Source organism: Bradyrhizobium tropiciagri (genome assembly GCF_018130545.1).
GTDB classification, from domain to species: domain Bacteria; phylum Pseudomonadota; class Alphaproteobacteria; order Rhizobiales; family Xanthobacteraceae; genus Bradyrhizobium; species Bradyrhizobium tropiciagri_A.
Genome location: NZ_JAFCKF010000002.1, coordinates 206,312 through 220,300, shown reverse-complemented (window position 1 = coordinate 220,300; position 13,989 = coordinate 206,312). Strand labels below are relative to the sequence as shown.

The 13,989-nt window shown below is 64.0% G+C and carries 14 protein-coding genes; 7 read left to right on the top strand and 7 right to left on the bottom strand.

Features of this window, described 5'->3' with window-relative positions:
• The first annotated feature begins 70 nt into the window (after nucleotides 1-70).
• Nucleotides 71-1,339, top strand: coding sequence for an O-antigen ligase family protein (locus JQ616_RS07620; RefSeq protein WP_212013444.1), 1,269 nt, complete (start codon nucleotides 71-73; stop codon nucleotides 1,337-1,339).
• Here JQ616_RS07620 and JQ616_RS07615 read toward each other — a convergent pair.
• Nucleotides 1,311-1,784 carry a MarR family transcriptional regulator gene (locus tag JQ616_RS07615; RefSeq protein WP_249136649.1) on the bottom strand — a complete coding sequence of 158 codons (474 nt, stop codon included), beginning with the start codon at nucleotides 1,782-1,784 and terminating at the stop codon, nucleotides 1,311-1,313. The genes JQ616_RS07620 and JQ616_RS07615 overlap by 29 nt on opposite strands.
• A gap of 147 nt (nucleotides 1,785-1,931) precedes the next feature.
• Between JQ616_RS07615 and JQ616_RS07610 the strand changes: the two genes are divergently transcribed.
• Nucleotides 1,932-3,131, top strand: a complete 1,200-nt coding sequence (locus tag JQ616_RS07610; protein WP_212014732.1) for an FAD-dependent oxidoreductase — start codon at nucleotides 1,932-1,934, stop codon at nucleotides 3,129-3,131.
• A gap of 132 nt (nucleotides 3,132-3,263) precedes the next feature.
• On the opposite strand, the gene JQ616_RS07605 is transcribed toward JQ616_RS07610, so the two are convergent.
• From JQ616_RS07605 to JQ616_RS07595, 3 genes are all read right to left on the bottom strand, one after another.
• Nucleotides 3,264-4,439, bottom strand: a complete 1,176-nt coding sequence (locus JQ616_RS07605; RefSeq protein WP_212013442.1) for a saccharopine dehydrogenase family protein — start codon at nucleotides 4,437-4,439, stop codon at nucleotides 3,264-3,266.
• 79 nt (nucleotides 4,440-4,518) lie between these two features.
• Nucleotides 4,519-5,301 carry a DUF169 domain-containing protein gene (locus tag JQ616_RS07600; protein WP_212013439.1) on the bottom strand — a complete coding sequence of 261 codons (783 nt, stop codon included), beginning with the start codon at nucleotides 5,299-5,301 and terminating at the stop codon, nucleotides 4,519-4,521.
• Between the two features lie 87 nt (nucleotides 5,302-5,388).
• Complete coding sequence (locus JQ616_RS07595; protein ID WP_212013437.1) at nucleotides 5,389-6,183, bottom strand: YdcF family protein; 795 nt, start codon at nucleotides 6,181-6,183, stop codon at nucleotides 5,389-5,391.
• Between the two features lie 66 nt (nucleotides 6,184-6,249).
• On the opposite strand from JQ616_RS07595, the gene JQ616_RS07590 reads away from it, so the two are divergent.
• From JQ616_RS07590 to JQ616_RS07575, 4 genes are all read left to right on the top strand, one after another.
• Nucleotides 6,250-7,191: an acetamidase/formamidase family protein gene (locus JQ616_RS07590; protein ID WP_212013435.1), complete on the top strand. Its 942-nt coding sequence runs from the start codon at nucleotides 6,250-6,252 to the stop codon at nucleotides 7,189-7,191.
• A gap of 87 nt (nucleotides 7,192-7,278) precedes the next feature.
• A complete protein-coding gene (locus JQ616_RS07585) occupies nucleotides 7,279-9,105 on the top strand; it encodes an AMP-binding protein (protein ID WP_212013434.1) in 1,827 nt (608 codons plus the stop codon).
• A 162-nt stretch (nucleotides 9,106-9,267) separates the two neighbouring features.
• Nucleotides 9,268-9,468, top strand: a complete 201-nt coding sequence (locus JQ616_RS07580) for a hypothetical protein (protein WP_016844973.1) — start codon at nucleotides 9,268-9,270, stop codon at nucleotides 9,466-9,468.
• Nucleotides 9,469-9,571: 103 nt separating this feature from the next.
• A complete protein-coding gene (locus JQ616_RS07575; RefSeq protein ID WP_212013433.1) occupies nucleotides 9,572-10,039 on the top strand; it encodes a GcrA family cell cycle regulator in 468 nt (155 codons plus the stop codon).
• Nucleotides 10,040-10,122: 83 nt separating this feature from the next.
• On the opposite strand, the gene JQ616_RS07570 is transcribed toward JQ616_RS07575, so the two are convergent.
• Nucleotides 10,123-11,085, bottom strand: a complete 963-nt coding sequence (locus JQ616_RS07570) for an SDR family oxidoreductase (RefSeq protein ID WP_212013432.1) — start codon at nucleotides 11,083-11,085, stop codon at nucleotides 10,123-10,125.
• 14 nt (nucleotides 11,086-11,099) lie between these two features.
• Between JQ616_RS07570 and JQ616_RS07565 the strand changes: the two genes are divergently transcribed.
• Nucleotides 11,100-11,393, top strand: a complete 294-nt coding sequence (locus tag JQ616_RS07565) for a hypothetical protein (protein ID WP_212013431.1) — start codon at nucleotides 11,100-11,102, stop codon at nucleotides 11,391-11,393.
• A 125-nt stretch (nucleotides 11,394-11,518) separates the two neighbouring features.
• On the opposite strand, the gene JQ616_RS07560 is transcribed toward JQ616_RS07565, so the two are convergent.
• Nucleotides 11,519-11,746, bottom strand: coding sequence for a hypothetical protein (locus JQ616_RS07560; RefSeq protein WP_249136647.1), 228 nt, complete (start codon nucleotides 11,744-11,746; stop codon nucleotides 11,519-11,521).
• Between the two features lie 482 nt (nucleotides 11,747-12,228).
• Nucleotides 12,229-13,764, bottom strand: coding sequence for a porin (locus JQ616_RS07555; protein ID WP_212013430.1), 1,536 nt, complete (start codon nucleotides 13,762-13,764; stop codon nucleotides 12,229-12,231).
• Between the last annotated feature and the right edge of the window lie 225 nt (nucleotides 13,765-13,989).

Genomic DNA, 13,989 nt, shown 5'->3' with positions numbered 1-13,989 from the left:
CCGTCGCCACTGACGCCCCTTACCGAAGCGAGCGTCACGTTGTGTATCTGTTGCGTTGCGTGAGTATCCGATGGCCTATGCGGCGACAGCCGGGACGTCCCAATCGCTGACATCAACGCCGTCAGGCGTGCTGGCGCTGCAGCGGGCGCTGGTGTGGCTGGCCGGCGCGTCGATCGCCATCGTGTTCATCGAGCCGAGCCCGTATGAACTCGTCACGCTGACCGCCTGCGTGCTGTTCTTCGCCACGGGCCTGCGCATGCAGCTCGTGTTCATGCCGCTGCTGTTCACGCTGATCGTGCTCAATGTCGGCTACAGCATCGGCGCGGTGCCGTTCCTCGATAAGCCGGAGGTGATGAACTGGGTGCTCACCTCCTGGTACATGGCCGTCACCGTCGTCTTCTTCGCGATGGTGATGTCGGAGGACACCGGAGCGCGGCTCGACATGCTGCGCCGCGGCCTGATCGTCGGCGCGATGATCGCCTCGCTCGCCGGCATCGCCGGCTACTTCCACCTGGTGCCCGGCGGCTACGACCTGCTGACGCTGTATGATCGCGCCCGCGGCACCTTCAAGGATCCCAACGTGCTCGGCGCGTTCCTGATCCTGCCGGCGCTGTTCACGCTGCAAAGCGTGGTCTCCGACCGCTTCGGCAAGGCGTTCCGCAATGCCATCGCGTTGGGCATCATCTCGCTTGCGATCCTGCTGTCGTTCTCCCGTGCCGCCTGGGGCGGCCTCCTGATCACCGCGGCCTTCATGCTGGCGCTGATGGTGTTCACCAGCCGCTCGCAGGCGCAGCGCTCGCGCATCATCGTGATGACCTTGATCGCCGCGGTCCTGGCGGTTGCGCTGATCGCGGTGCTGCTCTCGATCGGCTCGGTCGCCGACATGTTCAAGCAGCGCGCGAGCTTCGACCAGAGCTACGACGAAGGCCGCTTCGGCCGCTTCGGACGCCACATCCTCGGCGCCCAGATGGCACTGGAATTGCCATTCGGCATCGGGCCGCTGCAATTCCATACCTACTTCCCCGAGGACACCCACAACTCCTTCCTCAACGCCTTCATGTCGGGCGGCTGGATCTCGGGGATCTGCTATCCGGCGTTGGTGTTCGTCAGCGTGATCATCGGCTTCCGCTACATCTACACGCGGGTGCCGTGGCAGCGCGACTATCTTGCGATCTTCTCGGCATTCCTCGGCATCGCCGGCGAGAGCTTCATCATCGACACCGACCATTGGCGGCACTTCTGGATGATGCTCGGCACGATGTGGGGCATGTACGCAGCAGCCGAGCGCTATCGCGCGACATCGGCCGAAATCAGCGACGAGACTTCGGCGGCAGCTTGAGGTTGGCGCGCTGCTCCGGTGGCATGTCGATCACCGCCTTCAGTGCTTCGGTCGCCTGCAACACGCCCTTGTAGCCGTCATTGGCGAAGCGCAGCAGCAGGCGCAATTCGTCGTCGGTGTAGCTGCTCCAGAGCTTGAGCATCGCGTTTTGCATCGGCACGTAGAACCGGCCGATCTCCATCGCCTTGTCCTCCACCACCGAGATGAAGACCTTGCGGCGGTCGCTCTCGTCCCGCTCGCGGCGCACGTAACCCGCCTTCTCCAAACGATCGACCACGCCGGTGATCGCGCCGGTGGTCAGCCCGGTGACTTCGGCGAGCCTTCCTGCAGTCACTCGCCCCTCAAGGTGGAGGATGTCCATGCACTCCATGTCGGAATTTGAAATTCCGGCCATGTTTGCAACGGCTTGACCATACATCACGCCCTGCGCCGAGGACCGCCGCATGGCCTCTTCGAGTTGCTGCATCAGCGCATCGCGCGATTTGGCGCTTGACAAGGGCGACCTCTTACCTCAAAAGATAAATATCTTAGCAACTAAGATGATTAGCCGCTGACCCTTCCTAGCCGACACGGATGCATGGAGCAAGACATGATGACCAGACGTCCCCGCAAGGCACTCATCATCGGCGCCGGCATCGCAGGTCCCGTGACCGCGATGTTCCTGACCCGCGCCGGCATCGAGGCCGAGCTCTATGAAGCCTGGCCCTACTCGACCGGGATCGGCGGCGGATTGCAGATCGCGCCGAACGGCATGCATGTGCTGGCCGAGCTCGGCCTCGCCGACGAACTGATCCGCAACGGCTCGATCGCCGAGTCCTTCGACTTCTATTCGCAGGGCGGCAAGAAACTCGGCTCGCTCAACCAGAATATGCAGCAGCGCTTCGGCCAGCCCGCGGTGAACATGTGCCGCGCCACCTTGAATGAGACGCTGATCGACAAGGCCTGGGCCTCCAACGTCTCGGTGTTCTTCGAGAAGAAGCTGGTGAAGATCGAGGACCGCGGCGATCAGCCGGTGATCGCCTATTTCAACGACGGCACCACCGCCGAGGGAGATTTCGTGATCGGCGCCGACGGCGTGCATTCGGCGGTGCGGCGGCACGTGATCCCGGACGGGCCGACGCCGTTCGACACCGGGCTGCTCGGCTTCGGCGGCTTCGTGCCGCGCAAGGTGATCGAGCACTTGCCGATCGGCCGGAAGGTCGAGACCACGTTCGGACAAAGCGGCTTCTTCGGCTACGGAATGTGCAGCCCCGATCCGGATGCAGGTGCGATGTGGTGGAGCACGCAGCCCTCGCACGGCATGACCGCGGCGGCTTACCGGCTGCAGACCCAGGACGCGATCAAGCAGCATCTGCGCGATTTTCACGCCGGCTGGCACGCGCCGATCCCCGAGATCATCGAGGCCGCCGAGAACATCGGGGTCACCGACACGCTCGACGTCGCGACGCTGCCGACCTGGTCGCGCAAGCGCACGCTGCTGATCGGCGACGCCGCGCACGCCACCAGCCCGCATGCCGGCCAGGGCGCATCGCTCGCGCTCGAGGATGCGCTGCGGCTCGGCATGCTGATGCGCGACGGCCAGGAGCTCGGCATGACCTTCCAGGCGTTCGAGCACGAGCGGCGTCCGCGCGCCGAGAAGATCGTCGCGATCGCCCGCCGCAACGGCAACAACAAGCGTGAATTCAGCCCGACCGGCGCCTGGCTGCGCGATCACATCCTGAAGCTGCTGCTGCCGGTGTCGTCCAAGGGCATGGACTTCATGTACGCGTATAATCCGCGGGCGGCGGCGTAGCGCCTGGCTGTCATCATCCGCGAAAGCGGGTGATCCAGTATTCCAGAGACGTCCGTGCTTGGGCGGATAGGCCGCGGCGTACTGGATCGCCCGGTCGAACCGGGCGATGACATCGCGCAAAGTTGCGCAAAGCTACTTCTCGACCTCGAACGTCAGCCCGGCGTGATCAACCAGGCGCTTGATCAGCTTGCCCTGCATCGCAGCTCCCGGCGTCCAGAAGCCGGCGGCGACGTCGGGCGTATCGCGCAACAGGCAGATCGCGCATTCCGAGATCATCTTCGAGGTCGAGCCGTAGCCGGGATCACGATCGCCCTTGATGCCGGCGCGGACCATGCGGCCGTCGGGCGCGATTGCGAGATAGAGCAGATCGTAGCGGCCGTTGTCGCGCTCTTCCTTTGACGGCCCCTCGCCCGGCTTCGGCGCGCTCGGGCCGGTCTTCTCGGCGTTGAGCGCCATCACCTTCTTTGCATTGGCCTCGCCCTTCTCGCCGGGACCGGTCAGGACCATCTCGTCGTAGACGAAGTCCCGTCCGTAGGGAAAGCCCATCAGCATGTTGGAGCGGTGGACGTTGCGCGTGTTGATCAGCGCCATCATGAACGGCGCGGTCCACGAGTGCAGATCCTCCTCATAGGCCGGCTTGCTGCCGCGCGGTTGCTTCGGGCCCTCGAAGCCCGGCGTCAGTGCGAACGGATTGTTGAGGATCGCAACCAGGCTGAGGTCCTTGGCGACCGCATCGAACGTCGCCTTCGCGCTTGCCGCAGTGCCGCCCGACAGCGTGCCGCGCATGTCGCGCACCCGACCCTTGACGCGCGGCGCCGGCGCGCCAAACACCCGCTTGGCTTCCTCCTGGACGAAGAACGCACCGAGCTCGAACGGCACCGAGTCGAAGCCGCAGGAGAACACGATGCGCGCGCCGTTGGCCTTTGCCGCGGCCTCGTATTTGTCGATCATCTGCCGCATCCAGACCGGCTCGCCGCAGAGATCGAAATAGTCGGTGCCGGCCTCCACGCAGGCGGCGATCAGCTCATTGCCATAGAGCTGATACGGGCCGACCGTCGAAATGACCGACTTGGTCTGCGCCAGCATCGCCTTCAGCGATGCGGCGTCGCTAGCGTCGGCAACGATCAGCGGCGTGTCGGCGGGCGCGCCGATCGCATCACGAACCGCGGCGAGCTTGTCCTTGCTGCGCCCGGCCATCGCCCATTTCAGGCTACCGTCGCGATAGTTCGCCGCGAGATATTCGGCGACCAGTTGGCCGGTGAAGCCGGTCGCGCCGTAGACGACGATATCGAGTTTCGACGAGGACATGGATCAGGCTCCCTGCGCAGCGAATTGGGCGCCCTTTTGTCATCGCGGACGCGGCGACGCAATCGGCTATTTTCAGAGCCTATTTCTTGTACGACACCCCCATGCCGGCGCGGACATCGGCCTGGATGCCATAGGGCGCGATCGGGTAGCGCAGGCCATTCTTGGCGAGCTGCTTCATCCCGGCGATCGCCTTCACCAGATAGGCCGGCGGCAGCGCCATCAACATCTCCTCGTCGGGCACACCGCCATAGCGGCGCTCGGCGAAGCACGGCAGCGACAGGCTCGGCTCACCGGTCTTCAGCGCCCGTCCCCACGAGTCCGCACAGGCAGTCTCGCCGACCACACCCCATTCGAACTTCTTGTAGCCGGTGTACTGCAGCCCGTTGATCAGGATGATCATCTGCCCCGGCGTCGCATAGACCAGGCAGATATCCGGCGGGTTGAGCCGACCGCTGGTCAAGGGGCTCACCGCCATCGCCTGGTACTGGCCGTAAGGCACCACGTCGAGCGCCTCCTGGCGCTTGCGCGCGTCTTCGGCGGTGCCGTGCCAGACGCCGACATAGTTCTCGCCGGCAAGCCACTTCTCATCCTGCGGCGCGAGCCCGATCACCGCGCGGCATTGCGCACCGACCAGATCGTCGCCGGTGATGCCGACGGTCCAGCCGAGCCGCGAGGCCATGCTGACGATCTGATCCGTGGTGTGCACCGCCGACGGCCGGCGGATTTTTGGAATCGCCTCCATCTCCTCGACGCGCGCGAACATCTTGATGCCGATCACCGTGGTCTTCAGCCGCAGTAGATTGTTCAGATCGGCGACGATGGCGGCGAGATCGAACTGTTCCGGCGGTGTCTGTTGCTGCATGCGTAAGCTCCCGTGATCGGCGGCTTGGCGCCGCCTGTTGCATGGATGTTAGCTGGAATGGACGGGCGAAGCGACAGGTGCGTTGCGCTACCGCGCCGCCGGTCCCGGCAGCAGATCGTCGGTTTTGCCGGCCAGATGATAGGCCACGAGCCCGATCCACTCCCGCGTGCCGAGATCGGTGCGCGACAGCCCCTCGATCGCCAGCGTCGCGAAGCTCATGACGTTGCCGACCCGCCAGTCGACCGGATAGGCCTCGACATTGAATCCCGCCTTGCGGAACAGCCCGACCGAGCGCGGCATGTGATAGGCAGAGGTCACGAGCAGCCAGCGCTCACCCGGCTTGGGATCGACCAGCGCCTTGGAGAACTCGGCGTTCTCCACCGTGTTGCGCGAGCGGCGCTCGATGGTCAATCGCGACCCGGGAATGCCGAGGCTCTCGAACATCTCGGCGGCATAGTCGGCCTCGCGCGCATCGTTCGAGATCAGGTTCGCGCTGCCGCCGGTGAACACCAGCCGCGCGTTCGGGTATTTGCGCGCAAGCGCCGCCGCAGCGATGACGCGATCGGCCGCACTGCGCACGACAGGCGTGCCGTGCGCGACCGACAAATCGGCATCGATCGAGCCGCCAAGCACGATGATGCCGTCGGGCGCGCCGCGCGAGGCGTCCCATGGCGGGAAGCGTTGCTCCAGTGTCGCGATCAGGACATTCCCGAGCGGCGAGAAACCGCAGATCGCGAGCAGCAGCAGCGCCGCCACCATCAGCCTGCGGCCGAGACGCGCAAACCGCGTTAGCGACAGCACGGCGCCGATCACGCCGATGCCGATCAGGAAATTGATCGGCAGCAGCATGATGCCGAGCGTCTTGGAGAGCACAAAAAACAAGGGAAGCCTCTGCGAAGTTCTGCTACAGCGTCATACGCTGCTGGGAAACCAATCAAAAGACGTCACATGACCCATCATCACCTGAAATCCAGCCCCGAAACCTGCCATTGGGGCTTCTTCGAAGCAAAGCTGAAGCCGGTCCTGACGATTGCGAGCGGCGATGAGGTCACGATCGAGACCGTCAGCGGCGGCGCGGATGTGGTGCCCGATCGAAGCAAATTCCATGTCCCGCCGGAGCTCGACGAGATCCATGCGAAGTGTGAGCGGATGGTGCCCGGGCACATCCTGACCGGCCCGATCGCGGTTGCCGGCGCCGAGCCCGGCGACGTGCTCGAGGTCGACATCCTCGACGTCCAGCTCCGCCAGGACTGGGGCTACAACCTGATCAAGCCGCTGTCCGGCACCCTGCCCGACGATTTCCATGAGACGCGCATCCTCAACATCCCGCTCGATCGCGCGCGCATGGTCGGCCGCATGCCCTGGGGCCTTGACCTGCCGCTGAAGCCGTTCTTCGGCGTGATGGGCGTCTCGCCGCCGCCGGCCTGGGGCCGCATCTCCTCGCTGATCCCGCGCGCGACGGGCGGCAATCTCGACAACAAGGAGCTCGGCGCCGGCGCCAAGCTCTATCTGCCGGTGTTCGTGCCGGGCGCGCTGTTCTCCTGCGGCGACGGCCATGGCGTGCAGGGCGACGGCGAGGTCTGCGTCACCGCGATCGAGACCGCGCTCACCGGGCGCTTCCGCCTCACCCTACGCAAGGATCTCAAACTCGCCTATCCGCGCGCCGAGACCGCGGACCATTACATGACGATGGCGATGGATCCCGACCTCGACCAATGCGTGGTGCGGGCGCTGCGCGACATGATCGTGCTGCTCGGCGAGAAGCGCAATCTGTCGCGCGAGGACGCCTACACGCTGTGCAGCCTGGCCGCCGACCTGCGGGTCACGCAGACGGTGAACGGCTCCAAGGGCATTCACTGCATGATCGCCAAATCGGTGGTCCACGGCTGACAGCTGGTCGATAAGCCGCACTTGTGTTCCGCAAGCACGGCTCGATACAATCCCTGTCCCAACGAACAAAAATGGACGGGGACGGATATGCTGAAGGACAGGCTTTCGCCGGCCGACGAAGCTGCGCGCGACAACGAGATGCAGGAGACGCTCGCCGCCTGCCCGCGCATCCTCGATCTCATTGCCCGCGGCCCGCAGGCCGCGCCGGACGCTGAGGCCGCGATCTATCTGCGCTCGCCGCTCGATCCCAACCCGGTCGTGATCTCGAACAATCAATTGATGGGCTCGATCAAGGCTGCAGAAAACTATTTCCGCGGCCGGGGCATCGACAAGGATGATGCGGTGGCGATCCTGGTGCCGGCTTGTCCGGCAAGCATCGTCGCGATCTTCGGCGCAGCCGCCTGCGGTGTCGCCGAACCGCTCAATCTGCTATTCACCCGCGAAGCGATCGTCGCCCAGCTCAATGCGATCAACGCAAAGCTGCTGCTGGCGCCGCCACCGGGCATGCCGGGCGGGCTCTATGAGCGGGTCGAAGGCCTGCAGCGCGAGGTGCCGTCGCTCAAAGGCATCGTGATCGTCCCGCTCGACGGCGCCATCGCCTTCGACGGCAAGGTGCTGCAACCTGATCCGGCCTGGCGCGACGACTACGGCAAGTCCGGGGACATGAGCGAGGCCGAGCGGGTCGCGGTGATGCTGCCGACCGGCGGCACGACAGGCCATCCCAAGGTGGCGCGGCTCACCAACCGCGCGATGGTCGCCTCGACCGTCTCGTCGCGGATGGCGCTCGATTTCCATCGCGGCGAGCGCGCGATGATCACGATGCCGCTGTTCCATGTCGGCGGCCTGTTCTGCACCTCCGCCAATTGCCTGTCGGCGGGCACGACAATGGTGATCCCCGGCCCCGCCGGCGCGCGCGACCCGGCGCTGGTCCGGAACTTCTGGCAAATCATCGAGCAATACCGCATCAACATCGCCGGCAACGTGCCGACCATCCTCGGGGCGCTGGCCGACGTTCCAGTCGGAGAGAGCGACATCTCGACGCTGCGCGTCACCGCCACCGGCGCCTCGATCTGCCCGCCGGAGATCGAGCGGCGCTATCTCGCGACCTGGGGCGGCGCCTGCATCCAGCAGCTTTACGGCATGACCGAGCTCGCCGGCGCCATCACCCATGACGTGCATGGCGTGAAACCGCGCGCCGAGAGCGTCGGCACCCGCAATCCGCTGGTCGAGCTTGCGATCCTCGAGGGCGGCAAACTTCACACTGGGCCGTGGCCCTCGCCGGTCGGCGAGCTCTTGACCCGGGGCCCGCAGGTGTTCGCCGGTTACGTCGACAAGAAGCAGACCGATGAAGCGTTCCGCGACGGCTGGCTGCGCACCGGCGACATCTGCCGGATCGATGCCGACGGTTTCGTCTACATCCTGGGCCGCGCCAAGGACGTCATCATCCGCGGCGGCCACAACATCGATCCGCGCGCCATTGAGGACGCGGCGCTGGCGTTTCCGGGCGTGGCGCTGGCTGCGGCTGTCGGGCGTCCCGACACCTATGCCGGCGAAGTCCCGATGCTGTTCGTCTCGGCACAGCCGGGCGCCCAGATCGATCCGAACGCGCTCGCGGCTTTCGTGCAGGAGAACATCCTGGAGCCGCCGGCGCGGCCGCGCGTGGTGTCGGTAATCCCTGAGATGCCGGTCACGCCGGTCGGCAAGATCTTCAAGCCCAAGCTGCGCGAGATCGCCGCCGGCGAGGCCGCGCGCGAGCTCCTGGCGCTGGAAGGGTTGTCCGGCGAGGTCAGCGTTGACGCCATCACCGACCCGTCGCGCGGGCTGTACCTCAGTGTGAAGGCACCGCCGGACAAGGCCGAAACGGCGGAGCGGCTTCTGAAGAAGTTCCCGGTCAAGGTCGAATTGCGACCCTAACTATCTCATTTGCCTAAGTAATCTAACGAAGTCACCGCGCTGGAGCTGAGCTCCGGCGCGGCTCCGCATTTTTCGGCGGGCGGCTTGACGGGCTGCCGCATTCCTAAATAGACTCTAAATAGATACTTTTCAGTACAGGCGTTCAGAGTTAAGCGTTTCACCATGGCTACGGAAAAGGCCGAAACCGACCGCGTCCCGGTCACGTTGGCGCTCTCGACCATCGGATACCTCGAGAAGCTGGTGAGACAGGGCACCCACGGCACGAGCGTCCCGGGCGTCGCACGGACATTGATCGAGGAAGGCATTCGGCTCGCCATCAAGGACGGGTTGCTTGCAATCCGCGATAACGGACGCACGCCCTGAGAGCATGATCCCTCGCGACAAGCGCGAAGCGTTTGCGCGAAGCTCAAGAACGAAGGGCGCGTTTGTCGGCGCGGCGGTTCAACACAGAACGTGGAACCGTCAGATGATTGCCAACCAAGAGACCTGGACGCCGGAGCGCGTCGACCAACTCAAGATCTACTTTGAAGCCGGCCTCTCCTGCCGCGACATCGCCGTCAATATCGGCGTCAGCCGCAATGCGGTGATCGGCAAGCTGTCGCGGCTGAACCTGATGCGCACGACGCCGGATGAACGCCGCGCACGGCGCAAGAAATCCAGCGCACACGCCGCGCAACGGGCGACCGCGAAACAGCAGCTCCAGTTGCTTCAATCGCTCTACGAACAGCCCGCCGACGACGCGCCCGTTGTCAGCGCCAACAATTGCTCACTGTTCGAGCTCAGCGAACAGCGCTGCCGCTGGCCGATCAGCACGCCGGGCGCCGATGATTTCTGCTTCTGCGGCAACACGCCGCTCGGCGGCATGCCCTATTGCTCAGGGCATTACCGCCTCGCCTATCAGGCGGGATCGCGGCAACGCGCGATGCGCGGATAGTTGATAGCAACAAGGAAGCGCTGATCCCGTCACCCCCGCGCAAAAGCTTTGCCTTTGCGCGGGGGACGACGGGTCTTCCGTAATCAGCCGACCTTCCAGCCGGTCGCCGCCACGATGCCTTGATAAAACTCCGGCGTGTAGGCCTGCTCCGGGGTCTTGCGCACGCGCTCGTCGAGCAGATGCGCGTCGTCGCCGACCAGGATGCGCCAGCGATCGGCCTTGACTCCGTCGAGGATGATCTTGGCCGCGGCCGCCGCCGTGGTCGGCGCCTCGTCGTGGAAGATGCGGGCGCGATCGAGCGCGAGCTGCTGGATGTCGGCATCCGACATCTTGGCGACATCGATGCCCTGCCCTTGCAGACGCTGCCGGGCCTGCTTGAGCTCATCGGGATTGAGTTGGTCAGCGCCGTTCTGCACCTTGCGCGAGTTCGACACGATCGAGGTGCCGATGTGGCCGGGCATCACCACCGAGCACTTCACATGCGGCGCGTTGAGACGGAGATCATTGATCATCGCCTCGGTGAAGCCTTTTACGGCGAATTTCGCGGCGCTGTAGGCGGTGTGCGATACACCCAAACCGACCGAAGCCCAGAAGCCGTTGACGCTCGAGGTGTTGACGATGTGCGCCTCGTCGGCCTTCACCAGCAGCGGCAGGAAGGTGCGGACGCCGAGATAGACGCCGCCCCAGCAGATGTTGAAGGTGCGTTCCCACTGCTCGCGGGTGTTCGTGAACAGGCTGCCGCCGCCGCCGATGCCAGCATTGTTGAACAGCAGATGGATCTTGTCGGTGGCCTGCTGCTCGATCAGCTCATCGCGGAAGCGCTTGTAGTGATCCTCGATCGAGACGTCGGCAACGTGCGTGGTGATGCGCAGGCCCTGCGGCAGCTTCTCGACCTCGCAGAGCCGCTTGGTCTCGGCCATCGCCTCGGCCGAGACATCGCACATCGCGACGTTGCACCCCTCGGCGACGAGCTGCCGCGCCAGCTCACGTCCCATGCCCGTGCCGCCACCGGTGATGACGGCAATCTTTCCGGCAAAATCCTTCATGTAAGATCCGTTCCTTGATTTTTCTCGCCCTGATTTTTCTTTTCGGTTGGAGCGCGGATCGCAGTCCCAACCGCTTGGCTGAAGCAGTCTACATCACCGAATTATCGCGCAGCAACGCCGCCTGCCCTCGCGCGCCAACGAGCCGCGTGCAGCGGATCGAGGCAGCGCGCGACGTAACGAATTCATTCCGCTCTGCGAACAATCCGACTGCAACAATCGGAAGCGACGATCGCGAACGTCCTGAACAGACGGCTCGCGACAACGCTGATCGCGCTACCAGAATTTCCAACGCGCGCCACGGGCGCTGAAACGATGACGCGGCCGGTGCGCCGGTCCAGGCGCAATGAGATTGGCTTAATCGTCATCGCGCTTTAGATTCTTATTTTGGGATGATCTGTTCGGAAAGCCGCTTCGCACTCTTCCGGATCATGCTCTAATGCGAATGGCTGGAGCCGACGACGCTGTTGCCGGGAGCAGACGTGATGGCCGCATCGGTACGGAATCCGCCGGCATCTTGTGCCGGTAGCACGGGACGCGGTGGGAACAGGAAACGCCAGAGGCCGCGCCAGGAGAAGTCGATCACCACCTCATGGTGCCGCAACCCCTTGCCGCCCTTCACCAGCCCGAGATCCCGGATCAAGCAATAATGGCCGCTGCTCATCCGAGCCAGGCGGCTGTTCTTGAAGCGTCCCATGACTGACGAGAATGCACTGCGGATCGATTCCGTCAAATCTTGACGGCCTCGAATCGGAGACAGCGACGACGGGAGCACGCTCGCGTAATGGCCGGGCCCTGCCCTTGAATCAAAAACCTCCGGCAGGGCATTGCCGGAGGTTTGGGAGGCTTAGCAGAGAGCTAAGAGCCATCATTCAATGTGTTGGCTGACCGCTATATAGTTTAGTAGATCAGGTAAGTAAATAAGTTTGCGGGCGAATGAATCGCATGGCTCGTCTTCGTTGTTCGCGTGGACCGAAATGACGCAGCCTGCGCCTTCACAGATCTCGCCTTGACGCTCTTTGTTCACGCCCACGGCATCCACTTCGCCGAACAACGCTCGCATCTTCCGCGGCTGCTATTTCCCAAACAAAAACCCCGGCAGTTGCCTGCCGGGGTTCTGTTGGATCGTGATCAGATCAACCGGTATTACCAGTTGCGCTGAGCGCGGAAGAGCATCTGGACAGTGTCCTGATCCTTCAGCTCGTAGGTCGCGCTGGGCTTGCCGATACCAGCCGAAGAGGTGGTGATCGTGCCGGCATACTTCTGATCGAGATGGACGTAGGTCACGTCTGCCGAGAAGGTCAGGTTCTTGACCGGGGTCCAACGGGTGATCAGGCCGATCTGCCCGATGTTGTAGTCGGGGTTGCAGCTGGTCACGCCGGCGCCGCCAGCGAAAGCAGTGCGGAAGGTGCCACCGACGCCGCCAACGCCGCAGATGAGCGACTTGGCCGTGTCGTTGTACATGACCGCAGCGTATGCACCGTACAAGCTGGTGTTCCAGTAGGGATCCCAGTTGTGGGTGTACGCACCGCGGAAGCCCCAGGTCTTGATCGACTGCTGCTGGCCGTTCAGACCGAACACCGTGTCGGGTGCCGTGCCGAAGCCAACGCTCTGATAGACGCCGGGCAGGTTCGAACCGCCATAGATGGCGACCGAGCTGAACTGGCTGGCCAGTTCCTGGATGTTGTAACGGGTCGCACCGTCGGTGTAGACGCCCTGGATGTTGATGGTGTCGCCGGGTCCGGTCGGGATGTTCTTGATCGACAGGGCCAGTGCACCAGCCCAACCCCACTTGTCGTCGGGATGACCGGTCAGCTCGGTGCCGCCGTAGTAGGCAGCATGGTTGTCATGCGCGGCGACCGACGCCTGGAAGATACCCCAAGCCTGGTCGACCTTGAGTGCAGCGACGAAGTCCGGCGCGATCGTGCCGGCGTAGTCGCTCGAACCGTAAGCGCCGCCCACCGAGAGGTTGTTCACGCCAGCCTGCATGTAGGCAACCTGGTCCTGCGCCGACAGAGCCAGCGACACGCCGTTGCCGAACTGCGCGGTGTAGGTGAACTGGTTGATGCCGTTGGTGGTGCTCACGCCACCGACGAGACCGTCGTAGTTGTTGCCCGGATAACCGTTCCAGGGAGCAGCGAACTGCGAGACCGCCTTACCGATGGTGAAGCCGGCGAACTGGATGAAGGCGTAGTAGACGCCGACCGAGCCGGCAGCAACGCCACCCGACGAGGCATTGTTCGGCGCCGCCGAGGTGCCGATCGCCGAGTAGATCGACGAGCCGTTGCCTTGGCCGGTGTAGGTGTCCGAGGTCCAGGTGAACACTGCGTCGAAATAGGTGCGGACCACGCCGTACTCGGTCGCGGTGCGCGTATCGACGTTCAGGTCTTCACGCGAACGCCAGGTGTAGCCGTTGGTGAAACGGTTGTTGGCACCGCTGGCGCCGTTGACGTTCGGGCCGTAGACGCTGTTGCCGTTGACGACCACGTCGGCGCGAACAAAGCCGCCCAGCTTGATACAGGTGTCGGTGCCGGGGATGTAGTAGAAGCCCGGACCATACAGCGAGCAAACCTTCACGTACTCGACCGCTTTGGCCTTGACGGGAAGATCGGCCGCCTGTGCTCCGCCGACCGCGACCAGCGCAGCAGCCGAGCTCAGAATAAGGCTCTTCGCCAATTTCATATTAAACCTCCAAGTTGCTCATATGCGGAGAGTCCAAGGCTGCGAGCGCCCTGTGATCCTCCCGCATTGTCCAAGACCGTTTTCCCCAAACCTCGCACCCTCAGATCAATCTGTGGTGTGCGACGGACTTGAACGATCACCGCAACGGGACGATCGAGATTCCCCTACCGCCGGGTTCAATATGCATGGGCGAGTTCGCCAATCAAAATAGTTTATAAAGTCAGG